The 23868-nt window shown below is 75.2% G+C and carries 18 protein-coding genes; 8 read left to right on the top strand and 10 right to left on the bottom strand.

The genetic code is table 11. The features are described from left to right. Positions 1-85 precede the first annotated feature (85 nt). Positions 86-2950: a leucine--tRNA ligase gene (leuS, locus tag ACN265_RS07390; protein WP_421406501.1), complete on the bottom strand. Its 2865-nt coding sequence runs from the start codon at positions 2948-2950 to the stop codon at positions 86-88. A gap of 441 nt (positions 2951-3391) precedes the next feature. Between leuS and ACN265_RS07385 the strand changes: the two genes are divergently transcribed. The 3 genes from ACN265_RS07385 (at position 3392) to ACN265_RS07375 (ending at position 8345) form a co-directional block, all read left to right on the top strand. After that, complete coding sequence (locus tag ACN265_RS07385; RefSeq protein ID WP_421406499.1) at positions 3392-4450, top strand: AAA family ATPase; 1059 nt, start codon at positions 3392-3394, stop codon at positions 4448-4450. 1 nt (position 4451) lies between these two features. After that, on the top strand, positions 4452-5750 hold the full coding sequence (locus ACN265_RS07380) for a DUF58 domain-containing protein (RefSeq protein ID WP_204927771.1): 1299 nt from the start codon (positions 4452-4454) through the stop codon (positions 5748-5750). Between the two features lie 126 nt (positions 5751-5876). After that, the gene (locus ACN265_RS07375) at positions 5877-8345 is read left to right on the top strand and encodes a transglutaminase TgpA family protein (RefSeq protein ID WP_420119353.1); all 2469 of its coding nucleotides are present in this window, start codon (positions 5877-5879) and stop codon (positions 8343-8345) included. A gap of 219 nt (positions 8346-8564) precedes the next feature. Here ACN265_RS07375 and ACN265_RS07370 read toward each other — a convergent pair whose 3' ends face one another. The 9 genes from ACN265_RS07370 to ACN265_RS07330 all read right to left on the bottom strand — a co-directional run bounded on the left by ACN265_RS07370 (position 8565) and on the right by ACN265_RS07330 (position 19348). Next, on the bottom strand, positions 8565-8960 hold the full coding sequence (locus ACN265_RS07370) for a DUF3040 domain-containing protein (RefSeq protein ID WP_088643026.1): 396 nt from the start codon (positions 8958-8960) through the stop codon (positions 8565-8567). A gap of 115 nt (positions 8961-9075) precedes the next feature. Then, positions 9076-10335: a DNA polymerase IV gene (locus tag ACN265_RS07365; protein WP_420116516.1), complete on the bottom strand. Its 1260-nt coding sequence runs from the start codon at positions 10333-10335 to the stop codon at positions 9076-9078. 62 nt (positions 10336-10397) lie between these two features. Further along, positions 10398-11627: an alkaline phosphatase family protein gene (locus ACN265_RS07360; protein ID WP_421406496.1), complete on the bottom strand. Its 1230-nt coding sequence runs from the start codon at positions 11625-11627 to the stop codon at positions 10398-10400. Beyond that, a complete protein-coding gene (locus ACN265_RS07355) occupies positions 11624-12394 on the bottom strand; it encodes a methyltransferase domain-containing protein (RefSeq protein ID WP_421406495.1) in 771 nt (256 codons plus the stop codon). Before ACN265_RS07355 ends, ACN265_RS07360 begins: the two co-directional genes overlap by 4 nt. Before the next feature lie 40 nt (positions 12395-12434). Next, entirely contained in the window at positions 12435-12614 is a 180-nt protein-coding gene (locus ACN265_RS07350; protein WP_204927776.1) for a hypothetical protein, read from the bottom strand. A gap of 92 nt (positions 12615-12706) precedes the next feature. Beyond that, positions 12707-16108 (bottom strand): error-prone DNA polymerase, encoded by a 3402-nt coding sequence (locus ACN265_RS07345; RefSeq protein ID WP_421406494.1) that lies wholly within the window; start codon positions 16106-16108, stop codon positions 12707-12709. A 243-nt stretch (positions 16109-16351) separates the two neighbouring features. Then, a complete protein-coding gene (locus ACN265_RS07340; RefSeq protein WP_421406493.1) occupies positions 16352-18019 on the bottom strand; it encodes a DNA polymerase Y family protein in 1668 nt (555 codons plus the stop codon). Then, positions 18016-18753, bottom strand: coding sequence for a hypothetical protein (locus ACN265_RS07335; protein WP_420116511.1), 738 nt, complete (start codon positions 18751-18753; stop codon positions 18016-18018). The genes ACN265_RS07340 and ACN265_RS07335 overlap by 4 nt, the downstream gene beginning before the upstream one ends. A gap of 145 nt (positions 18754-18898) precedes the next feature. After that, complete coding sequence (locus ACN265_RS07330; protein ID WP_204927780.1) at positions 18899-19348, bottom strand: SAV_6107 family HEPN domain-containing protein; 450 nt, start codon at positions 19346-19348, stop codon at positions 18899-18901. 510 nt (positions 19349-19858) lie between these two features. On the opposite strand from ACN265_RS07330, the gene ACN265_RS07325 reads away from it, so the two are divergent. Genes ACN265_RS07325 through ACN265_RS07305 form a run of 5 tightly spaced genes read left to right on the top strand, consistent with a single transcriptional unit; the run spans position 19859 to position 23861 of the window. Beyond that, positions 19859-21256, top strand: coding sequence for a ferric reductase-like transmembrane domain-containing protein (locus ACN265_RS07325; protein ID WP_421406491.1), 1398 nt, complete (start codon positions 19859-19861; stop codon positions 21254-21256). Between the two features lie 19 nt (positions 21257-21275). Next, entirely contained in the window at positions 21276-21776 is a 501-nt protein-coding gene (locus ACN265_RS07320; protein WP_421406490.1) for an FMN-binding protein, read from the top strand. Next, positions 21773-22597, top strand: coding sequence for an FAD:protein FMN transferase (locus tag ACN265_RS07315; RefSeq protein WP_421406488.1), 825 nt, complete (start codon positions 21773-21775; stop codon positions 22595-22597). Before ACN265_RS07320 ends, ACN265_RS07315 begins: the two co-directional genes overlap by 4 nt. Positions 22598-22656: 59 nt before the next feature. Further along, entirely contained in the window at positions 22657-23145 is a 489-nt protein-coding gene (locus ACN265_RS07310) for a YbaK/EbsC family protein (protein ID WP_421406487.1), read from the top strand. Then, positions 23142-23861, top strand: a complete 720-nt coding sequence (locus ACN265_RS07305) for a monooxygenase (RefSeq protein ID WP_420117087.1) — start codon at positions 23142-23144, stop codon at positions 23859-23861. The genes ACN265_RS07310 and ACN265_RS07305 overlap by 4 nt, the downstream gene beginning before the upstream one ends. The last annotated feature ends 7 nt before the right edge of the window (positions 23862-23868 follow it).

Raw genomic sequence — 23868 nt, 5'->3', positions numbered from 1 at the left:
CCACGGGCCGGCGGCAGCACGCCGGGCGGGCCGTCGGGAAGGGCCCCTCGCGCCGCGTGAAGCGTCGACGAGGGGCCCTTTCACGTCAGGCGACGACCGAGACCAGCCGGCCCGGCACCACGATGACCTTGCGCGGCTCCTTGCCGGCCAGCGCGGACGCGACCGCCTCCAGGGCCGCCGCCCGGACGGCCTCCTCCGCGGCGTCGGCGGGCACCTCGATCCGGCCCCGGACCTTGCCGTTGACCTGCACCGGGTAGGTGACCGTGTCGGCGACCAGCAGCGCCGGGTCGGCGGCCGGGAAGTCGGCGTACGCCAGCGAGGTGCCGTGGCCCAGCATCCGCCACAACTCCTCGGCCACATGCGGGGCGAACGGGGCCAGCATCAGCACCAGCGGCTCGGCCACCTCGCGCGGCGTCTGTTCCAGCCGGGTCACCGCGTTGGTCAGCTCGATCAGCTTGGCGATCGCGGTGTTGAACCGGATGCCCTCCATGTCGGTCCGGACCCCGTCGATCACCCGGTGCAGCAGCCGTCGGGTGGCCTCGTCGGCCGGCGCGTCGGTGACCCGCAGCGTGCCGGTCTGCTCGTCGACCACGGCCCGCCACACCCGTTGCAGGAACCGGTACGACCCGACCACCGCCCGGGTCTCCCAGGGGCGGGACACCTCCAGCGGGCCCATCGACATCTCGTACACCCGAAAGGTGTCCGCGCCGTAGGCCGCACACATGTCGTCGGGGGTGACCACGTTGCGCAGCGACTTGCCCATCTTGCCGTACTCGCGGGTCACCTCGTGCTCACCGTGGAACCAGCGCCCGTCGACCTCGACGACCTCCTCGGCCGGCACCGGCGTGCCCCGGGAGTCGCGGAAGGCGTACGCCTGGATCATGCCCTGGTTGAACAGCTTGCGGAACGGCTCGAACGACGACACGTGGCCCAGGTCGTACAGCACCTTGTGCCAGAACCGGGCGTACAGCAGGTGCAGCACGGCGTGCTCGGCACCGCCGACGTACAGGTCGGTGCCCCCGCAGTCGCCCTCGGCGCGCGGGCCCATCCAGTACGCCTCGTTCTCCGGGTCGACGAACCGCCCGGAGTTCGTCGGGTCCAGGTAGCGCAGCTCGTACCAGCAGGAGCCGGCCCACTGCGGCATCACGTTGGTCTCCCGGGTGTACCGCTTCGGCCCGTCGCCCAGGTCCAGCTCCACCTCGACCCAGTCGCGCCGCCGCGACAGCGGGGTCTCCGGGTTGCTGTCGGCGTCGTCGGGGTCGAACGTCTTCGGGGAGAAGTCGTCCACCTCGGGCAGCTCGACCGGCAGCATCTCCTCGGGCAGCGCGATCGCCGCGCCGGTGGCGTCGTAGACGATCGGGAACGGCTCGCCCCAGTAGCGCTGCCGGGAGAACAGCCAGTCCCGCAGCCGCCAGGTGACCGCGCCGACACCGTGGCCGTTGGCCTCCAGCCAGGCGATGATCGCCGCCTTGGCGTCGGCCACCCCCAGCCCGTTCAGGTCCAGGCCACGCTCGGGGGCGGCGCTGTTGATCGCCGGCCCGTCCCCGGTCCACGCCTTCCCGTCGAACCCGTCGGCCGGCTGCACGGTCCGCACGATCGGCAGGTCGAACACCTCGGCGAAGGCCCAGTCCCGCTCGTCCTGGGCGGGCACCGCCATGATCGCGCCGGTGCCGTAGCCGGCCAGCACGTAGTCGGCGATGAAGATCGGGATCTGGCCGCCGGTGACCGGGTGGGTGGCGTACGCGCCGACGAAGACGCCGGTCTTCTCCTTGGTGTCGGCCTGCCGCTCCACGTCGGTCTTGGCCGCCGCCGCCTTCCGGTACGCCTCGACGGCCTCCCGGGGGCCGGCGTGCCCACCGGTCCAGGCGTCCCGCGTCCCGGCCGGCCAGGCCGCCGGGGTCAGCGCGTCGACCAGCTCGTGCTCGGGGGCCAGCACCAGGTAGGTGGCCCCGAAGATGGTGTCCGGCCGGGTGGTGAAAACTCTGATGCGGGCTCCGCCCGCGACACCGGAATCAGTGGTCCCGGTCGGGAAGTCGATGTGCGCGCCGGTGGACCGGCCGATCCAGTTGCGCTGCTGCAGCTTGATCGACTCGGGCCAGTCCAGCGTGTCCAGGTCGTCCAGCAGCCGGTCACCGTACGCGGTGATCCGCATCATCCACTGCTTCAGGTTGCGCTTGAAGACGGGGAAGTTGCCCCGGTCGGAGCGGCCGTCCGGGGTGACCTCCTCGTTGGCCAGCACGGTGCCCAGCCCCGGGCACCAGTTCACCGGCGCCTGCGAGACGTACGCCAGCCGGTGGTCGTCGACGATCCGCCGCTGCTCGGCCGGGCTCAGCTCGGCCCAGGCCCGACCGTCGGGGGTGGGCCGGTCACCGGCGGCGAACTCGGCGATCAGCTCGGCGACCGGACGGGCCCGCCGCGCCTGCGGGTCGTACCAGGAGTTGTAGACCTGCAGGAAGATCCACTGGGTCCACCGGTAGAAGTCGGTGTCGATGGTGGCCACCGAGCGCCGCTCGTCGTGGGCCAGCCCCAGCCGGCGCAGCTGCGCCTTGTACCGCTCGATGTTGGCCACCGTGGTCGTGCGGGGGTGGGTGCCGGTCTGCACCGCGTACTGCTCGGCGGGCAGGCCGAACGCGTCGAAGCCCATCGCGTGCAGCACGTTGCGCCCGGCCATCCGCTGGTAGCGGGCGAAGCAGTCGGTGCCGATGTAGCCCAGCGGGTGCCCGACGTGCAGCCCCGCCCCGGACGGGTACGGGAACATGTCCAGCACGTACAGCTTCTCCGCGCCCGCCCGGGGGTGGCCCGGGTCGGCCAGCGGGCCGGTCGGGTTCGGCGCGTGGAAGGTGCCCTCCCGCTCCCAGGTGTCCTGCCACCGACGCTCGATCTCGTCGGCCATGGCCGCGGTGTACCGGTACGGGGGGATGTCGCCCGCCGGTGCGGCTGCCTCGCTCATGCCTTCTCCTTGGCTCCTTGGCGCGGTCGTGTCGGGTCTGGGGAGCGTCGGGCCCGCAGGACCCCGCCGCGGGCACGAAAAAGCCCCTCGCACAGGAGGGGCCGCCGTGCTGTCGCGCGTCAGCGCATCAGCACGGCCCGGTAAGAAGCAGGAAGACTCCGGTCATGTTCCGCAGTGTACCCCGTGGCGTCGGGCGACCGCCCGGCACATCCACCCCGCGACCGTCACCTTCCGTGGTCGCCCGGCCGCGTCCGGTCCCCCGACCTGACGAATATCCGCCGGGTGACCGGCCGACTTCCGGCAGGGTTCGGCGTTCACCGTAAACATGGTTAGCCTGAGAGACCAGTGCGATTCCTGCGGCAGACGAGGCTTCCCGTTGCGAACCGAACGACGGGTCCAGGTGCTCTTTACCGAGCTGCCGTCGCGACGAGGAGAAGGCCCGTGACACAACAGACCTGGGACGAGGTGGGCGGCGTGCTGCCGCACGACGAGTTCCGCGCCGCCAGCGAGGCCATCGTGGCCAACATCGAGCAGGTCATCGAGGGCAAGACGGCGACCGTACGGCTCGCCCTGGCCGTCCTGCTGGCCGAGGGGCACCTGCTGATCGAGGACGTCCCGGGCGTCGGCAAGACCAAACTGGCCAAGGCGCTCGCCCGGTCCATCGACTGTTCGGTGCGGCGCATCCAGTTCACCCCCGACCTGCTGCCCAGCGACGTCACCGGGGTCAGCGTCTACAACCAGGAGACGCACGACTTCGAGTTCCGCCCCGGCGCGGTCTTCGCCAACCTGGTGGTCGGCGACGAGATCAACCGGGCCTCGCCGAAGACGCAGTCCGCGCTGCTGGAGTGCATGGAGGAACGGCAGGTCACCGTCGACGGCGTCACCTACCAGCTACAGACCCCGTTCATGGTGATCGCCACCCAGAACCCGATCGAGATGGAGGGGACGTACCCGCTGCCGGAGGCGCAGCGCGACCGGTTCACCGCCCGGATCGCGATGGGCTACCCCGGCCCGGAGGCCGAGCTGGCCATGCTGGACGGGCACGGCGCCGCCGACCCGCTCCAGGAGCTGCGCCCGGTCTCCGACGCCGACACGGTACGCCGGCTGATCGCCACCGTGCGCAACGTCCACGTCGCCGACGCCGTCAAGCAGTACGCCGTCGACCTGGTCACCGCCACCCGGGAGGCCCCCGACCTGCGGCTGGGCGCGTCCCCCCGGGCCACCCTCCAGCTGCTGCGCACCGCCCGCGCGGTGGCCGCCCTGGAGGGCCGCGACTACGTGCTCCCCGACGACCTCCAGGCGCTCGCGGTGCCGGTGCTGGCCCACCGGATCATCCCCACGGCCGACGCCCAGCTCGCCCGCCGCACCACCGACGCGATCGTCGCCGAGCTGGTGCACCGGCTCGCCCTGCCGCCGGACCGCAAGCGCCCCACCGGGTACGACACGCCCCGCCCCGCCGCCGGCAACGGCCGCCCGCCGTTCGAGCCGCGGAGGCCGTGACGTGCGGGACGGGCTGCGTGGCCTGACCACCCGGGGCCGTTCGTTCCTGGCGGCGGCCATCGCCGCCGCGATCTCGGCCGGCATCCTCGGCGAACGGGACCTGCTCCGGGTGGCGGTGCTGCTCGCCGTCCTGCCGCTGCTCGCCGCGCTCTACGTCGGCCGGACCCGGTACAAGCTGGCCTGCAACCGCTCGCTGGACCCGCACCGGGTGCCGGTCGGGGCCAGCTCCCGGGTGGTGCTGCGGTTGCAGAACATGTCCCGGCTGCCCACCGGCACCCTGCTGCTGGAGGACCGGCTGCCGTACGCGCTGGGCAGCCGGCCCCGGGTGGTGCTGGAACGGCTCGGCGCGCACCAGGCCAGCTCGGTGGCGTACACCGTGCGCGCCGACGTGCGCGGCCGGTACGAGGTGGGTCCGCTGGTGATCCGGATGACCGACCCGTTCGGGTTGTGCGAGCTGAGCCGGGCGTTCCCCAGCACCGAACAGCTCACCGTGATCCCGCAGGTCACCCCGCTGCCCTCGGTACGGCTGCCCGGCGAGTACGCCGGCAGCGGCGACAGCCGGGCCCGGTCGGTGGCGGTGCACGGCGAGGACGACGCCGCCACCCGGGAGTACCGCAGGGGCGACGACCTGCGCCGGGTGCACTGGAAGTCGACCGCCCGCACCGGTGAGCTGATGGTGCGCCGCGAGGAGCAGCCCTGGGAGAGCCGCGCCACGGTGGTGCTGGACACCCGGGCGCACGGGCACCGGGGTGACGGCCCGACGGCCAGTTTCGAGTGGGCGGTCTCCGCCGCCGCCAGCATCGCCGTGCACCTGCGCCAGGCCGGATACAAGCTGCGCCTGGTCACCGGCGACGGGGTCGACGTCGACGCCAACGAGGCCACCGGGGACGGCCTGCTCCTCGACCACCTCTCCGACGTCCGGCTCGACCAGCGCGGCGACGTGGCGACGCTGGTGCAGCGGGTCCGCCAGCGCGCCGACGGTGGCCTGATCATCGCGTTGTTCGGGTCGCTGACCACCAGTGAGGCGGAACTGCTCGGCGGGCTGCGCGGCAACGGGGCGACCTGCGTCGGTTTCGTGCTGCACAGCTCCACCTGGCTCAGCCTGCCCGAGCGGGCCCGGTTCGAGTCCGAGCAGGCCCACGCCGCCGCCGCGCTGTCCCTGTTGCAGGGCGGCTGGCGGGTCATCGGGGTCGACCACGACGGCCAACTCCCGGCGCTCTGGCCGCAGGCCGGCCGCGGTTCACAGGGCTTCGCGCTGCGTGCGGCGCTCGCCGAGACGGTCGCCGGGGCCGTCCGGTGAGCCGTCGACCGGCCCCGCACCGGCACCACCGGCCGGTCCGCCGCGCCGCCGACGGGCGTACCGCCGTCGTCGGCCGCCGTGCGGTCGGCCCCGCCACCGACGCCCGACGACAGAGAGGGTGACGTCGTGAACGCGTCCCGGAACATCGGCTTCGTGGCCGCCACGGCGACCCTGCTCGCCGCAGCCCCGCTGTCGTCGATCTTCCAACAGTGGACCTGGCTGATCCAGTCGGCCATCGCGGTCGCCGTGGTGGCCGGCGCGGCGGCGCTCACCCGGCTGGTCCGGGCCCCGCTGTGGGGCCAGGTGCTGGGCATGCTCGCCGGCCTGCTGCTCGCCCTGACCTGGCTCTTCCCGGGCGGTGGCGAGCTGGTCGCCTTCCTGCCCACGCCGGCGACGCTGGCCCACTTCGGTGAGCTGGCGCAGGGCTCGTTGCAGGACATGCGCTCCTACGGCGTGAAGGTGCCCGACACCACCCCGCTGCTGTTCATCAGCGTGCTCGGGGTGGGCTCGGTGGCGATCGTGGTCGACGTGCTCGCCGTCGGGCTGCGCCGACCGGCCCTGGCCGGGCTGCCCATGCTGGCCATCTACTCGGTGCCGGTGGCGGTCTACGTCGACAGCGTCCCCGCGCTGCCGTTCGTGGTCGGCGCCGCCGGCTACCTCTGGCTGCTGGTCACCGACAACGTCGACCGGGTCCGCCGGTTCGGCCGCCGGTTCACCGGCGAGGGCCGCGACGTGGACGTCTGGGAGTCGTCCCCGCTGGCCGCCGCCGGTCGCCGGCTGGCGGTGGTCGGGGTGGTGCTGGCCGTGGTGCTGCCGCTGGCCGTACCGGGGATGTCCGGCGGGCTGCTGGACCAGTTCAACACCGCCGGCAACGGCACCGGCAACGGACGCCTCGGGCAGGGCGGCGGCCCCGGCCGGATCGACCTGTTCGCCGCCCTCAGCGGGCAGCTCAACCAGTCCGAGGTGGCCGACATGGTCACCGTCACCACCACCGAGCAGAACCCGTTCTACCTGCGCTTCGGCGTCGCCGACGAGCTGCGCCCGGACGGCTTCCGGGTGCGCCCGCCCAACGGCCGGCCGGTGAACCGGGACCTGCCCGACCCGGCCGACCGGGCCCAGGCGGGGGTGGAGCAGCAGACCTACCGGGCGACCGTCGAGGTGAACCGGTCGCTGAACATGCCCTTCGTGCCGGTCTACACCGACCCGGTCAGCTTCGACGGGCTCAACGGCAACTGGTCGTACGACCAGAACCTCGGGGTGGTCTTCTCCAACCGGGACAACTCCCGGGGCAAGCGCTACTCCTTCGAGTACGTGCGCTCGACGTACACCCCGGCGGCGCTGCGCCGGGCCCGCCCGCTGCCGGCCGATCACCCGATCCGGCTGCAACAGACCCGCACCCCGGAGGTCCGCGAGGTCAGCGTGCTGGTCAACCGGCTCGTGGAGGGGAAGTCCACCGACTACGACCGGGTCCGGGCGCTCTACGACTACTTCTCCCGGGAGAACGGGTTCAGCTACTCGCTGAGCACCAAGGGCGGCACCAGCGGCCAGGAGATCGTCGACTTCCTCACCAACAAGGTCGGCTACTGCCAGCAGTACGCGGCGGCACTGGCCTGGCTGGTGCGGGAGGCCGGCATCCCGGCCCGGGTGGCGTTCGGCTTCACCAACGGCAGCAGCGTCGACGGGGACACCGCCGTCCTGACCAACCGCAACCTGCACGCCTGGACGGAGGTCTACTTCGACCGGTTCGGCTGGGTGCCGTTCGACGCCACCCCGGCGTACGGCGTCCAGGGGTCGACCCGGTCGGCGTGGGCGCCGGACTCCGACGCCCCGGACCCGGAGCCGTCGGACACGGCCGCGCCGGCCGCGCCGGAGGACCCGGGCGCCACGGCCGGGCCGCAGCGTGACGAGGCCATCGACAAGGACACCGACGCCGGGTTCGACCCGACCACCGGCGCCCCCGTCGAGCGGGCCCCGACCTGGCCCTGGTGGACTCTGGGCGCGCTGCTGGCGTTGGCGGCGCTGCTGGCGCTGCCGGCGCTGCGGCGGCGCGCGCTACGCCGGCAGCGGCACCGTCGGCCCGTTCCGGTGGCGGCCGGCGCCGCCCCCGACGACGGGGCGGGCGCGAGCATCCCGATGACGGTGCTGGGCGCGGACGCCGAGCGGGCCCGCGCGGACGCCCACGCCGCCTGGGACGAGTTGCTGGACACCCTGGTCGACTACCGGGTCCGGGTCGACCGGACGGAGACGCCCCGGGCGACCGCCGAGCGCCTGGCCCGGGAGGCGGTCGGCGAGGACGCCGGCTCCGCCACGGCGGTACGGCTGCTCGGCCGGGCCGAGGAACGCGCCCGGTACGCCCGGGACCCGCTCACCGGCGAGCCCCTGCACCCGGCGCTGCGGACGGTACGGGACACCCTCGCCGCGCGGGCCGACCGGCGTACCCGGCTGCTGGCCGCCGTGCTGCCGCCGTCGGTGCTGCTGCGCTGGCGTGCCTCGCTGGGCGACAGCTCGGCGCGGCTGGTGACGGCCTCCGGGCGGCTGCGTCGCCTGCTGCTGCGCTGGAACCCCCGCCGCCTGCTGGCCACCCGCCGCGCCTGACCGCGGGGCTGGTCGGGCGGGCCGGGGGTGGGGTAGGCGCATGTGGGGCGAGGTAGCGGTATCCGAAACGACTGATACCGCTACCTCGCCCCACATGCGTAGCTACCTCGCCACCTGCGCGAGCTGTCGCCGGACAGGAAGATGCGACGGAGGTGGCCGGACCAGGTCCGGCACCTACCGTCGTCGGTGTCGCCCGTCCACCTCAGGGGTGGGCGGGGTTCAACGATGTCCCTCCGGGCGCTGACGCCACCGGTCCTCCATGCGGTCCAGCAGCGACGGCCGCCGGCCGCCGCGGCCACGCGGGCGACGACGACTCGTCGTGCCGCCCACCACGTGCAGGTCAGGTGACTGCCCCCGCCGGTGCGACTGCACCGCATAGCCCAGCGCGGCCAGCATGACGACGAAGCCCGCCACTGCCAGTGGCGGCGTCTTGATCACCGCGCCGTAGACCAACAGGGCCAGGCCGACGACCACCACGCCGGCAGCGACGAGCAGGCGACGCCGCGTGTGGAAACGCGGGTCGCTGGCGCGCACGGCCGAGGCGAATTTGGGGTCCTCGGCAAGCGACCGCTCGATCTGCTCGAACAGCCGCTGCTCGTGCTCCGAGAGCGGCACGGCACTCCTCCCCGGTCACGTTGGTCGGCCCGGTCGGGCCGACAGACCGTGGCAGCCAACCGGCTGCTTGCCGCCAAGTCTACGAGGGGGGTCGCGCGTCGGAAAGCGGGACGACCTATGGCCGACTGCTATTTTCGCCGGGGCCGGCGTCACGCCTGCCGAGCAGACTGGCCGGACCTATGACGGACCGCCCGAAACGGGCAGCCGCGGCGTCGGCGGCGGTTTCCGCTTCCCGCCAACCACGCTCGGGTGCGCCGAGGGTGAGCTGTCGCGGCGTGTCGACCGCCCCGGCCAGACTCTCCACCCGCACACCGACCAGCCGGACCGGCTCACCCGGGTCGAGAACCGTCCAGAGGTCCCAGGACGTGTCGAAGATCTCCCGGGCCACGTCGGTGGCCACGCCGAGCGTCCGGGACCGGTTGACGGTGCGGAAATCGGACAGCCGCACCTTCAGCGAGACCGTCCGGCCCACCTGACCGGCCCCGCGCAGCCGGCTGCCCACCTTCTCGCTGAGGGCCAGCAGCGCCCGCCGGATCTGCTGCGGGTCGACGACGTCGACGTCGAAGGTCACCTCGGCCCCGATCGACTTCTCCACGTGCTCCGGGCTGACCGGACGCGGGTCCCGCCCCCGGGCCAGCTCGTGCAGGTGGGTCGCGGACGCCGCGCCGAGCGCCTTGCGCAGCATCCCGACCGGCGCCTCGGCCAGATCGCCGATGGTCCGCAGGCCGAGCCGGCGCAGCGTCTCGGCGGACCGCTCCCCCACCCCCCACAACGCGTCGACCGGCAGCGGGTGGAGGAACTCCAGCACCCGGTCGGCCGGCACCACGAGCACGCCGTCCGGCTTGGCCCGGGTGGAGCCGAGCTTGGCCACGAACTTGCTCGGGCCCACCCCGACCGAACAGGTCAGCCCCTGCTCGGCCGTCACCCGCTCCCGGATCCGCCGGGCGATGGCGGCGGGCGGGCCGAACAGCCGACGGGCACCCGCCACGTCGAGGAACGCCTCGTCGAGGGAGAGCGGCTCGACCAGCGGGGTGACGTCCCGGAAGATCCGCATCACCGCGTCGGAGGCCGCCCGGTAGCGGGCGAAGTCGGGGGGCAGGTAGACCGCGCCGGGGCAGAGCGCGCGGGCCCGCGCGGTGGGCATGGCGCTGCGCACGCCGAAACGGCGGGCCTCGTAACTGGCGGAGCTGACCACGCCGCGCGGCCCGACCCCGCCGACCACCACCGGAAGGCCCCGCAGCTCGGGCCGGTGGCGCACCTCGACCGAGGCGAAGAAGGCGTCCATGTCGACGTGCAGGATCGGGCTGGCCGAGTCGTCGGCGTCGGGCCCGAAACGCGGGTCACCACCGCGCGGCAACGACTGGCTCCGACCCATTGCGGCAGGCTAACCGCCCGGTACGACAACCGGCCCGCCCGCCCCACGGGCGACGGCCCCGGTCAGCCCCGGACCACCAGCAGCGGCACGGTCATCTCCGCCGCGGTGTCCGCCCCGTGGTACGCCACCAGCCGGGACACCGCCGGCGGCTCCGACCGGGTGGCCAGCACCGCGTACGTGTCGCGGCAGGTCACCACCACGTCGCCGACCCGGGACAGGTGTTCCTCGGCGACCGGGCCGAACCACCCCTCGGCCACCATCTCCGCCCGGGTGCACACCCGGGCGGCCGGCCCGAGCACCGCCAACCAGGTGGCCACCACGTCGTCCACCGCCCCCGGGTCGACGTGCAGGTACCGCACCCGGGGCTCACCGGCGACCACCCGGATGCCGGCCCGCAGCCGTGGGTCGGTGTCCAGGTCGAACCGGTGCCCCGCCGGCACGTCGAGCTGGCCGTGGTCGGCGGTGACCAGCAGCGCGGCGTCGGCCGGCAACCCGTCGACGAGGCGGGCGAGCAGGGCGTCCACCTCGGCGGCGGCGATCCGCCACGGGGCCGAGTCGACCCCGCTGAGGTGACCGTGCCGGTCCAGGTCGGGGTGGTAGCCGGAGACCAGGGTGGGGCCGGCCCCGGCGGACAGCGCCGCCAGCATCGTCCGGGCCAGCGCGTCCACCCCGCCGACGCCCCGGTAGTCGCCGCCCCGGTTCGCGGCCAGGGTGAGCCCGCTGCCGGCGTACTCGGGGCGGCTCACCACGCTCACCGCGACCCCGGCGGCCCGGGCGCGCTGCCACTGGGTGCGTACCGGCTGCCAGTGCAGCGGGTCCGGGTCGCCGTGCCAGTCGATGTGGTTGAGCACCCGGTCGGTGCCGGGCACCCGGACGGTGAAGCCGAGCACGCCGTGCGCGCCGGGGGCCGCCCCAGCCCCCAGGGTCACCAGGCTGGTCGGGGTGGTCGAGGGGAAGCCGGAGGTCAACGGGCGGCCCACCGTCGCGGCCAGCCCGGTCAGGGTCGGGGCGTACCGGGCGGCGGTGGGCAGCTGGTACCAGCCGAGGCCGTCGACGAGCAGCACGGCGACCCGACGTACCCCGGCCAGGCCGGGGGCGAGCCCGAGCAGGTCGACCGCGCCCGGCACGCCGAGCACGGCCAGCGCGCTGGGCAGCACGTCGGCCAGGCTGCCCCCGCCGTAGCACGGCGGCACCACCGCGAGCGGGTCCGCCGCAGGCACCGGCCCCGACGCCCGGTCCACCGGCACAGCGGCCGGGGGCCCGGTCGTCCCGGCCGGGGGCAGGTCGGTCATGCCGGGCGGCGGGCGAACAGGTGCAGTTGGGCGGCGAGATCCCGGTACGGCGGACGCCCGGCCAGCGCCTTCTCCAGCTCGACCAGGGCACCCGGCTGACCGTCGGCGACGGTGGCGGGCAGCAGGTCGGCCAGGACGCGTACCCCGTGGATCTCCTCGACGGTGAGGCCGGCGGCGCGCAACAGGGCGGCGGCCTCCTCGGCGTCGAAGCGGCGGCGCAGGGTGTCCCGGGGGCCGGCGGCCCCGTCGGGGGCGGCGGCCAGCGCGGCGGCGACGTCCAGGTGGCCGTTCACGGCCCGCCCCAGCACGGCGGCGGCCCGGCCGGCGACCAGCACACTCGCCGCGCCACCGGGACGCAGCGCGGCGGCCAGCGCGGTCACCACCGGCGTCGGGTCGTCGACCACCTCCAGCACCGCGTGGCACAGCACCAGGTCGACGGTGGCCGGTTCGACCAGCCCGGTCAACGCGTCCCCGTCGCCCTGCACGGCGCGCACCCGGTCGGCGACCCCGGCCTCGGCGGCCCGGCGGGTGAGGGCGGCGAGCGCGTCGGGGCTGGCGTCGACCACGGTCACCCGGTGGCCGGCCTGGGCGAGCGGCACGGCGAACCCACCGGTGCCACCGCCCACGTCGAGCACGGTCAACGTGTCGTCGGCCCGCCGCCGCAACTCGGCGGCGAGCACCGACCAGATGACGGCGGTACGGGGGGTCAACGGCGGCTCGGCGAACCGGCTGCGGGTGCTCTGTTCCACCCGGTCGAGCCTAGTCACCCGCGCCACCCGACCCCCCGTCGGCGGGGCCGTCGCCGGCTCAGATCTCCCCGCCGCCGGCCGGGTCCTCCTCGGCGCGGGACCGGCGGGTGTTCGCCACCGGCCCCTCGGTCACCTGGTACTCCCGCGGCTCGGCGTCCTGGGCGGGCGTCCAACCGGCACCCAGCCGGGTGCGCCGGGCGTTCGCCAGTCCACCGGTGTACGTACTGTCCATCGTCACTGGTCTTCCCCCTTGCCGCGCGCGGGCCGCTCTGCCCGCGCGTGCCGGAATTCTCCTGTCTCCCGGCCGGGAAAACCGTAATGTGGATCACTTCACCGGAAGTCGCGGGAGGCGGGTTCCACCGGCGGCGTGATCGGGTCCAGCCGGTCGGCGGTGAGGTTGGTGACCCCCTCGTGCCGCTGCAACCGACCACGGACCACGAGGGCGCTGCTGGTGCGGGCGATTCGACGATAGCGCTGCCACAGCCCCGGGGAGCACGTGACATTCAGCATCCCCGTCTCGTCCTCCAGGTTGAGGAAGGTGACCCCACCGGCGGTCGCCGGCCGTTGCCGGTGGGTGACGATCCCGCCGACCCGGACCCGCCGACCCGGCTCCACCCGCCCCAGCCGGGCGATCGGCACCGCGCCCAGCTCGTCGAGCCGGTCCCGGACGAACCGGGCCGGGTGGGTCTCCGGGGACAGCCCGGTGGCCCAGACGTCGGCGACGAGCCGGTCCACCGCCTCCATCCCGGGCAGGGCGGGGGCCGCCGCGCCGGTCACCGTGCCGGGCAGCCGGCCCGGCCGGTCCTGGGCCGCCGCCCCGGCCGCCCAGAGCGCCTCCCGCCGGGTCAGCCCGAAACAGGCGAAGGCGTCCGCGGTGGCCAGCGCCTCCAGTTGACCCGCGGTGAGACCGACCCGCCGGGCCAGATCCGGCATGTCCCGGTACGCCCCGTGCGCCGTCCGCTCCGCCACGATCCGCCCCGCCAGGTCGTCGCCGAGGGTACGGACGCCACCCAGCCCGAGCCGGACCGCCGGACCGCCCAGCCCCCAGGCGTGCGGCGGTTCCCCCGGCACGCTCCCCCAGCGGGTCTGCGGGGTGGACTCCAGCACCGCACCGGCCCCGCTGGCGTTGACGTCCGGCCGGCGGACCTCGACCCCGTGCCGCCGGGCGTCGTCGACCAGGGTCTGCGGCGCGTAGAAGCCCATCGGTTGGGCGTTGAGCAGGGCGGCCAGGAACGCCGCCGGGTGGTGCCGCTTGAGCCAGGAGCTGGCGTACACCAGGTAGGCGAAACTCATCGCGTGACTCTCCGGGAAGCCGTAGCTGGCGAACGCGGTGAGCTTGCGGTAGACGTCGTCGGCCAGCTCGCCGGTGATGCCCCGCTCGGCCATCCCGGCGTAGAGCCGGTCGGCGAGCTGCGCCATCCGCTGCACCGACCGTTTCGCCCCCATCGCCCGACGCAACTGGTCGGCCCCGGCAGCGTCGAAACCGGCCAGGTCGATGGCGAGCTGCATCAACTGCTCCTGGAACAGCGGCACGCCGAGGGTCTTCTCCAGCGCGTTGCGCATCAGCGGGTGCGGGTACGTCACCGGCTCCTGGCCGTTCTTGCGCCTGATGTACGGGTGCACCGAGCCGCCCTGGATCGGGCCGGGCCGGATCAGCGCCACCTCCACCACCAGGTCGTAGAACTCGCGGGGTTTCAGCCGGGGCAGGGTGGCCATCTGGGCGCGGCTCTCCACCTGGAACACCCCTACCGAGTCGGCCCGGCAGAGCATGTCGTAGACCTCCGGGTCGTCCAACGTCATGTCACCCAGGTCCAGCCTGGACCCGATCAGGTCGTAGCCGTAGTGCAGGGCCGACAGCATGCCCAGCCCGAGCAGGTCGAACTTGACCAGCCCGACGGCCGCGCAGTCGTCCTTGTCCCACTGGAGCACGCTGCGGCCGGGCATCCGCCCCCACTCCACCGGGCACACCTCGATCACCGGCCGGTCGCAGATCACCATGCCGCCGGAGTGGATGCCCAGGTGCCGGGGGAAGGTCTGCAACTCGTCGGCGTACGCCACCACCTGCTCGGGGATGCCCTCGACGTCGACCGCCGCGACGGAACCCCAGCGGTCGATCTGCTTGCTCCAGGCGTCCTGCTGGCCGGGCGAGTAGCCGAACGCCTTCGCCACGTCCCGCACCGCCGACCGGGGCCGGTACGAGATGACGTTGGCGACCTGGGCGGTGTGCTCCCGGCCGTAGCGGGCGTAGACGTGCTGGATCACCTCCTCCCGTCGGTCGGACTCGATGTCCACGTCGATGTCGGGCGGGCCGTCGCGTTCCGGGGCGAGGAACCGCTCGAACAGCAGCCGGTGCCGTACCGCGTCCACGTTGGTGATCCGCAGCGCGTAGCAGACCGCCGAGTTGGCCGCCGAACCCCGGCCCTGGCAGTAGATGTCCTGTGCGCGGCAGAACGCCACGATGTCGTAGACCACCAGGAAGTAGCCGGGGAAGCCCAGCTCGTCGATCATCCGCAGCTCGTGCTCCAGCTGCGCGTACGCCTCCGGGTGCGCCCCGGGCGGCCCGTAGCGCTCGTGCGCCCCGGCCATCGTCAGGTGGCGCAGCCGGCTCATCTCGGTGTGCCCCGCCGGCACCGGGTACGCCGGCAGCCGGGGCGCGACCAGGTGCAGGTCGAAGGCGAGTTCCGCGCCGAACTCGGCGGCCCGGGACACCGCGCCCGGGTACCCGGCGAACCGGGCCGCCATCTCCGCGCCGCTGCGCAGGTGGGCGGTGGCGGCGGCGGGCAGCCAGCCGTCGACCTCGTCCAGGCTGCGTCGGGCCCGTACGGCGGCCAGGGTGGTCGCCAGCCGCCGTCGCCCCGGGCTGGCGTAGTGCACGTTGTTGCTGGCCACGGTGGGCAGCCCGGCGGCGGCGGCCAGCTCGGCGAGCGCGTCGTTGCGGTCGGCGTCGACCGGGTGCCCGTGGTCGGTCAGCTCCACCGCCACCGTCTCCGCGCCGAACAGCGCGGTGAGCCGGTCCAGCTCCCGGGCCGCCGCGTCCACCCCCTCGGTGAGCAGCGCCGCCGGCACGTGCCCCTTGCGGCAGCCGGTCAGCACCAGCACGTGGTCGCGCAGCTCGGCGGCGACCTCCTCCAGTTCGCCGTAGACCGGCCGGCCCTTCTCGCCGCCGCGTAGCTGGGCCCGGGAGATGACCGACGCGAGCCGGGCGTACCCCTCGTGGCCGTGGGCGAGCACCAGCAGGTGCCGGCCCAGCGGGTCGGGCTCGCCCTGCTGCGGGCCGGGCAGCCCCAACGACAGTTCCGCACCGAAGACCGTGGGCAGGTGCAACGTACGGGCCGCCTCGGCGAACCGGACCACCCCGTAGAACCCGTCGTGGTCGGTCACGGCGAGCGCGGTCAACCCCAGCCGGGCGGCCTCCTCGGCCAGCTCCTCCGGGTGGCTCGCCCCATCGAGGAAACTGAAGTTGGTGTGCGCGTGCAGCTCGGCGTAGGGCACCGGGTCGTCCGGGCGGTCCAGCTCCGGCGGTGCGTACCGCTCACGGTGCCGGGTCCAGGCCGGTGAGTCGCCGCCGTCGGCCTCGGCGAGCGGGTCCACCACGTGTAGGTGCCGTTCCGCGCGCCGCCGCCCGGCACCCTGGGGTCCGCCGGTCCGGGGCCCGCCGCCGTCGGTGGTGGACCGTCCGGACAGCACCCGCTCCAGCTCCGACCAGGGCAGCTTCGGATTGTGGAAGCTCATCCGGCTGTCTTCCGGCGACCGGCTGCGTGGCGCGGCCGGGGCGTCGCGGCCGGGAATGGTCCGCTCGGTGAGCGGTATGCCGCTGAGTCATATTCATGACCGCCAGGCATACCGCTCACCCGGAAGCATCGTCCGGACGCGAGGTGGCCCCGGACGGAACGCCGCACCGACCGGCAGCGCAAGCACCACCGGCCGGACCGGACCGGCGCGGACCGGACCAGCCCGGACCGGACCGCCCACCGGTCAGTCATAGATCGCCTCCACCAGCCACCGGCCCGCCTCGACGGCCAGCAGCAGGGCGGCACCGTCGGCCAGGCAGACCTGGAACCGGGCCCGGCGACGGGCCTCGGCGGGGGCCCACCACCGCTCGTCCACCGGCCACGGGCCGGTCCAGCCGACGATCTCCGTCGGGGTGGCACCGCCGACGGCCAGCCGGGCGGGCGCGGCGCTGACCGCCAGCCGGGCGCTGACCAGCACCGGTTCCCCGGTGACGTCGTGCACGGTCGCGGTGAGCGGAACGGGCAGCACCACGGCCGGCGCGGGTGGCGGTAGCCGCCCCGGCCACGGCGGTACGGGACCCGGCCGCCGTGGCCGGCCCCGCCCGGCACCACCGGGCTGCGTCACCGCCCGCCCGGCGGCATCCGGCGACGCCTCGACGACGCCCGGCAGCGGGGGCGGGCCGGGGCGGGCGGGGAGGCGTTCGTCGCCCCAGGGGACCAGGCGGGTCTGGTCGGCCGGGGAGCGACCACCGCCCAGCACGGCGGTGACCACCGCCTCCGGGCCGAGGATGCCCTGCACCCGGCTCAACGCCCGGTGCGCCCGGTCCCGTTCCTCGCCGGCCTCCCCCCACAGGCCGGGTTGCAGCCCGCCTTGGGCCAGCAGCCCGTCGGGCACCAGCCGCAGCCGGACGATCCCGGCGGTCGGCCGGGCCGGCCGGGCACCGGCCCGACCGGTGCTGCCGGAGAGCCAGCCGTCGAGCTGCCAGCGCACCCGGTCGGCGATGGCGGCGGCGGTGAGCAGCCCGTCGTGCCGCCACACCCGGTGCAGTTCCTGGCCGTGTGCGGTGACCGCCTCGATGCCGAGCCGGGTGCAGGCCAGCCCGTGCCCGGCCAACCGGTCGTGCAGCCGTTCGGCGAGCATCCGGGCGGCGAAGGCCGCCGCGTCGACCCGGTCGAGGGGCTCGTCGTGGTGGGCGGTGACGGTCAGGTCGACCGGGGGCTGCCGGACGGCGAGCGGCCGGTGGTCGTGCCCGGCGGCGAGCCGGTGGGCGAGGGCGCCGTCGAAGCCGAACCGGGCCAGCACGTCACCGGCGGGCAGCGCCGCGAACTCGCCGAGCGTGCGTACGCCGAGCCGGCGCAGCAGGTCGGCCAGGGCCGGCCGGCCGATCGCCTCGACGGGCAGCCCGGCCAGGAAGCCCGGTGTCCCGCCCGGCGGCACCACCTGACCGGTGCGCGCGGCGAGACCGGCGGCGAAGACCCCGTCGGCGATCCCGACCTGGCTCTCCACCGCGCAGGACTCGGCGACCTGTTCGATGATCCGCTCGGCGGCGGCCTCCTCACCGCCGAGGTAGCGGGCGGGCCCCCGGGCGGCGAGCGCGCAGACGCCGGGGCGGACCACCTCGACCCCGGCGGCGACCTCCTCCACGGCGGCGACGACCGGTTCGAAGGCGCGGGCGTCCCGACCGGGGTCGTGGTCGACGACGGTCAACGTGGGGCAGCGCCCCTGCGCCTCCCGGCGGCGCAGGCCCCGGCGTACCCCGGCGGCACGGGCCGGTGCGGAGCAGGCCACCACCCGGTTGGCGTGCAGCACGGCCACCGGGCCGGTGGCGGGCACCCCGTCGACGATCTCGGCGGCGAGCACCGGCCAGTCCGGGCACCAGAGCAGCAGGGTGCGCACGGGCGCGCCGGTCACCCGGACCCGACCACGGTGAATCCGCCCGGCCGGGGCCCGACGGTTGCGGCGGGGACGGCCGGCGCGGCGGGGGGCACGACCCGGGTGAGCGCGTCGCCGGGCAGCCACATCGTGATCTCCTTCGGACGGGCTGCCGCTCCGCGTCCGCGTGCCGACACGGTGACCTCGCGTCGGCGCAGCCGGCCCCGCCCCGACCCGAGCCCCTCCCAGACCCCCCGGACCACCTGGAGCGTCACGTCCGCACCGGTCCACCGGCCGTACGGGACGAGCACGCAGCCGCGTTGCCGGGCCCGGGCGGCCAGCCGGTCGGCCACCGGGGCGGAGACGGTGTGCGGTACGGCGGTCACCACCACGTCGACCCCGTCGATCAGGGCGGCGACCACGGTCGGCCACTCCGGACCGGGATGCGGGACGAGGGCCAGCCGGTCCAGGGCGATGCCGAGCTCGGCGGCAGCACCGGCGCCGAAGGTGGGCACCCCGACCACCGCGCACCACGACCCGGCCCGGGACGCCTCGGCGAGCAACGCCAGCACCAGGGAGGTGCCGCCGCTGCGCCGGGGTTGGCCGACGGTGACGGCGACCGTACTGCCCCGGCGCAGCCCCCGGTGCGGCAGCAGGCCGGTCAACTCGGGTGCCACCGGGAGCACCCGGTGGCTGCCGGCCGGGTCCGGGGCGCTCGCCGGGCGGACCAGATCGGCCAGTGCGGCGGAACCGACCACCATGCGGCCCGCCATCGGACCAACCCCCCGTCGTGTCGTTGCGTGGATCAGGTGCACTGCGTGCTCACCCCGGACGCGGTGGGACGCTGCGTCGAGGTGCTGCGGCGGGCCCGGTGCCGGCCGGTTCAGGTGCCCGGCGGGGACCCGGGCACGCCCCGGGTCAGGCGGCGAGACCGTCGAGGGCGGGCTGGTGGGTCACTCCGAGCGCCTGCTCCACCACCGTCACGAACTGTTCGGCGGCCCGGAGCAGGTCGTCGGCCTCCCGGGCGTTCACCACCCGGGGTATGCCGGCCTCGGCGGCGGCCCGCTTGCCGGCGGCGGCGGCGAAGTAGCGGGACCATTCGTCCAGTTCGGGGGCGACCCCGGCGAGCAGCACCCAGACGCTGGTGATCCGGCGGCGGCGGGCGGGCGCGGGCCGGGCCCGGGCGGCCAGCAGGGCGGCGGCGGCACGGAGCGCGGCCAGGTGGGCGGCGGCGTAGCGCAGCCCGTCGGGGCGGGTCTGGGCGGCCTCGGCCAGCCCGTGTCGGGCCGCCGTGAGGAGTTGGGTCGGGGTGCGGTGCGGCAGCACGTGCGCGGGCACCGTCGGCGCCTGGGCCGGGTTGGTCGGCATGACTGTCTCCTCCGCGTGACCGGATCGGGCGGGACGCCCGGTGGAGGAGGTCCACCGACGTGACGCCCGGGGCGGGTGGTGCGGGTGGTGCGGAGGAAGACGCACCGCTGAGGGCCGGCCGGGTGCGGATGCTTCCCCACACCACACCCGGCCGGCGAACCGGCGGGTTCGTCGCCCGCCGCCCGGGGGTCGTGGGCGGCGGGCGACGACCTGCCTTGACGGGACCGGGCTCGCGACTGCCCGGAACCCGGTGCGGTCCGCGAAACCGCACCTGCCCGGGTCGACGCCGCGAAACACCGCCCGGGGGCGTTGGAACGGGTGTGCGAGTGAATCGAACACTCGTTCTAACTGCTCTGACAGTACACCCTGCCCCCGACGAAAACGCAACGTCTGGCGTACGGCGTGCCAGCGACGATTCCCAGCCCGCGCACAGCGACGGCAAAGCCTGGCCCGAGGTCACCGCCGCAGGGTGGAACGCATGAGTGAAGGACCCGCCGGAACGACCCGCGGATGAGCGCCACCGTCCTGGACCGGGGTACCCCGCGCCGGCCGTTGCCCACCGCCCCCGGCTGGTGGGCCGACCTGGCCGGCAGCGCGGCGGTGCTCAGCCTGCTGGTCGTCGTCGCGCTCTGGACCGCCGACCGGGGGGTGCAGGAACTGGTCTCCGGGGTGGCCACCGGCCTCACCTCCGCCGGCCGGCTCACCGGCCTGCTCAGCGCCGACCTGATGCTCGTCCAGGTGGTGCTGATGGCCCGGGTGCCGCTCGTCGAACGGCGCTTCGGCCAGGACCGGATCGCCCGTTGGCACCGGCTGGCCGGCTTCACCTCGTTCCACCTGCTGCTGGCCCACGTGCTGCTGACCACCCTGGGGTACGCCGGCACCGCCCGGGAGAACCCCGTGACGCAGCTCTGGCTGCTGGTCACCGGCTACCCGGGGATGCTGCTGGCCACCGCCGCACTGGCACTGCTGGTGCTGGTGGTGGTCACCTCCGTCCGGGCGGCCCGCCGTCGGCTGCGCTACGAGTCCTGGCACCTGCTGCACCTGTACGCGTACCTGGGGATCGGGTTGGCGCTGCCGCACCAGTTGTGGACCGGCGCGGACTTCGTCGCCTCGGCCGCCGCGCGGGCGTACTGGTGGACGGTGTACCTGGGGGCGCTGGGCAGCGTGCTGATGTTCCGGCTCGGGCTGCCGGCGTACCGCTCGCTGCGGCACCGGGTCGAGGTGGCCGCGGTGGTCCCCGAGGCACCCGGCGTCACCTCGGTCTGGTTGCGCGGGCGGGACCTGGACCGGCTGCCGGTCCGGGCCGGGCAGTTCTTCGGCTGGCGCTTCCTGACCGGCCCCGGCTGGTCCCGGGCGCACCCGTACTCGCTGTCCGCCCCGCCGACGGGCGACCTGATGCGGATCACCGTCAAGGACCTCGGCGACGACAGCTCCCGGGTGGCCGCCCTGCGACCGGGCACCCGGGTGCTGCTGGAGGGCCCGTACGGGCGGCTGACCGGTGAACACTGGCGCGGCGGCGGGATCACCATGCTCGCCTGCGGGATCGGCGTCACCCCGCTGCTGGCCCTGCTCCGGGAGCTGCCGTACGCACCCGGGCAGGCGGTGCTGCTCTACCGCGTGCGTACCCCGCAGGAGCTGGCCTTCCGGGCGGAGCTGGAGCGGCTCGCGGTCGAACGCGGGGTGTCGGTCCACTACCTGGTCGGTCCGCGCGGCCGGCAGCCCGCCTGGCTGCCCGGCTACGCGGCCGGGCTCCCGGACGCCGAGGCGCTGCGTCGGCTCTCCCCCGACATCGCCGACCACGACGTCTACCTGTGCGGCCCGGACGGCTGGGTCGACGCGGTACAGGCCGCGACCCGGGCCGCCGGGGTGCCCGAGCGGCACGTCCATCACGAACGCTTCGCCTGGTGACGGGCGGGAAGGGGGAACCGTGCGACGGATCACCATCTGGCTGCTCTCCACGGTGACCGCCCTGGTGCTGCTGTTCAGCTACCGGACCAGCACCATGGGCGTCGGCGGGGGTACCAGCGCCGTCGCCGTCGACCGCGGCGGCACCACCCCCGGCTCCGGGGACACGCCCACCGGCACCGACCCGGGCTCGGGCGCGCCGGGCGCAAACACCGGCGACGGCGCAGACACCGGCGAGGGCGGCGACGGAAGCCACGACGGGTCGGTGGCGCAGACCCGGTGGGGGCCGGTGCAGGTCCGGATCACCGTGGCGGGCGGGCGGATCACCGACGTCACGACCCTCCAGGTGCCCGACGGCAACTTCCGGGACCAGCAGATCAACGACTACGCGGTGCCGATCCTGCGGCAGGCGGCGCTCACCGCGCAGAGCGCCCGGATCGACACCGTGTCCGGGGCGACCGTCACCAGCGACGGTTACCGCGAGTCCCTCCAGGCCGCCATCGACGCGGCGCACCTGAGATGAGCACGCCGACGGGCCTGACGGCGGAGCTGGACCGGCGGGCCTGGGTGGTGCAGGTGATGGGGCTGCCGGTCAGCGTGCACCTGCGCGGCCCGGACGTGCACGACGACGCGGTCGCCGCCCGGGTGGAACGGTTCTTCACCTGGCTGGGCGCGATCGACGCGACGTTCAGCGCCTACCGGCCGGAGAGCGAGATCGGACGGCTGGCCGGGCGGGAACCCGATCCGGCCACCGCGAGCCCACTGGTGCGGGAGGTGGCGGAGCTGTGCGAACTGGCCCGGACGCGCACCGGCGGCCGGTTCGACGCCCGGCGGCTGCCGCTGCCCACCGGCGGTGCCGGCTACGACCCGTCCGGGCTGGTCAAGGGATGGGCGGTGCAGCGGGCGGCCGGGTGGCTGGCCGATCTGGCCGGGCACGACCTCTGTCTCAACGCCGGTGGGGACGTGGTGCTGCACGCCGGGGCGGACCGGCCGGCCTGGCGGGTCGGCATCGAGGACCCGGACCGCCCCGGCCACCTGTTGGACGTGCTGGACCGGCGCGACGGCGCGGTCGCCACCTCGGGCACCGCCCGGCGCGGCGCGCACATCGTGGACCCGCGTACCGGCCGACCGGCGACCGCGCTGCGGTCGGTCACCGTGGTCGGGCCGGAACTGCTCTGGGCCGACGTGTACGCCACCGCGGCGATGACCCGCGACGCCGATGACGCGCTGACCTGGCTGACCGGCCTGGCCGACCACGAGGCGCTGCTGGTGACCGCCGACGGCCGGATCCGGGCCACCGGGCACTGGCCCGGCACCCGTCCCGGGTCGCCACCCGCCCGCTGACCCGCCACGGTGGGCGGCCGGGTGCGGGGCGTCGGGGCGTACCGGGGAGAATGGGCCGCATGCAGTCACACCCGAACGTGCAGGCGGTGCAGCGGGCGCTCGACGAGGCGGGCGCGCGGGACGGTTCCGGTGCGGCCAGCCGGGTCCGCCTGCTGCCCGCGGCGGCGCACACCGCCGTCGCGGCGGCCGACGCGCTCGGCGTCACCGTCGGCGCGATCGCCAACTCGCTGGTCTTCGACGCCGACGGCACGCCGCTGCTGGTGCTCACCTCCGGCGCGCACCGGGTCGACACCGCCGGCCTGGCCGCCTGGCTCGGGGTGACCCACCTGCGCCGGGCCACCCCCGACTTCGTCCGGGAGCACACCGGCCAGGTGATCGGCGGGGTCGCCCCGGTCGGCCACCCCGGGCCGCTGCGCACCCTGGTCGACACCGCCCTGGCCGGGCACCCGCAGGTGTGGGCCGCCGGGGGCGTACCGCAGGCGGTCTTCCCCACCACCTACCCGGAGCTGCTGCGGATCACCGGCGGCACCCCCGCCGAGGTGGCGTGAACACCACCCCGGAGCTGGTCACCCTGCACGTGTGGCGGGTGCCCCGGGTCGCCGTCGGGCGGGCGTTGGCCCGGATGGCCCGGCATCCGTGGCGGCTGCGGCACACCCCCGGCGTACGGTTCGGCAAGCTGCTCGGCACCGGGACCGGCACCGGCTTCGGCCCGGGGGACGCCGACCTGACCCGGTGGGCGGCGCTGGTGGTGTGGGACTCCCCCGCCGCGGCGGCCGGCTTCGACGCCTCCCCGGTCGGCCGCTCCTGGGCCCGGATCGCCCATGCCTCGGCCCGGCTGGAGCTGCGCCCGGTGACCAGCCGGGGCGAGTGGTCGGGCCGGCGGCCGTTCGGCGAACCGGCGGGCGGCCGGGTCGACGGGCCGGTGCTGGCGCTGACCCGGGCCCGGTTGCGTCCCCGCCGGGCGCTCACCTTCTGGCGGGCCGTCCCGCCGGTCGCCGCCGCGCTGCACGCCGCGCCGGGGCTGCTCGCCCGGTTCGGTGTCGGTGAGGCCCCGCTGGGTTGGCAGGGCACGGTCAGCGTGTGGCGCGACCCGACGGACCTCGTGGCCTTCGCGTACCGTCACCCGGAGCACCGCGCGGCGATCACCCGCACCCCCACCGAGGGGTGGTACGCGGAGGAGTTGTTCGCGCGCTTCGAGGTGCGCGCAGTGGTCGGTGACCGGTCGGTGCTGGGTTGGGTCGCCGACGGTGATCCGCAACCGTGAGAGGACG

The organism is Micromonospora sp. WMMD730 (assembly GCF_049178955.1).
GTDB lineage: Bacteria > Actinomycetota > Actinomycetes > Mycobacteriales > Micromonosporaceae > Micromonospora > Micromonospora wenchangensis.
Note: the sequence above shows the minus strand (reverse complement) of the source record. Positions and strands in the feature narration are given on the sequence as shown.

Excerpts from the sequence above, each read along its gene's own strand:
- leuS (WP_421406501.1), bottom strand. The coding sequence starts at position 2,950 with ATGAGCGAGGCAGCCGCACCGGCGGGCGACATCCCCCCGTACCGGTAC.
- ACN265_RS07365 (WP_420116516.1), bottom strand. The coding sequence starts at position 10,335 with ATGGGTCGGAGCCAGTCGTTGCCGCGCGGTGGTGACCCGCGTTTCGGG.
- ACN265_RS07360 (WP_421406496.1), bottom strand. The coding sequence starts at position 11,627 with ATGACCGACCTGCCCCCGGCCGGGACGACCGGGCCCCCGGCCGCTGTG.
- ACN265_RS07345 (WP_421406494.1), bottom strand. The coding sequence starts at position 16,108 with ATGAGCTTCCACAATCCGAAGCTGCCCTGGTCGGAGCTGGAGCGGGTG.
- ACN265_RS07335 (WP_420116511.1), bottom strand. The coding sequence starts at position 18,753 with ATGGCGGGCCGCATGGTGGTCGGTTCCGCCGCACTGGCCGATCTGGTC.
- ACN265_RS07330 (WP_204927780.1), bottom strand. The coding sequence starts at position 19,348 with ATGCCGACCAACCCGGCCCAGGCGCCGACGGTGCCCGCGCACGTGCTG.
- ACN265_RS07325 (WP_421406491.1), top strand. The coding sequence starts at position 19,859 with ATGAGCGCCACCGTCCTGGACCGGGGTACCCCGCGCCGGCCGTTGCCC.
- ACN265_RS07315 (WP_421406488.1), top strand. The coding sequence starts at position 21,773 with ATGAGCACGCCGACGGGCCTGACGGCGGAGCTGGACCGGCGGGCCTGG.
- ACN265_RS07310 (WP_421406487.1), top strand. The coding sequence starts at position 22,657 with ATGCAGTCACACCCGAACGTGCAGGCGGTGCAGCGGGCGCTCGACGAG.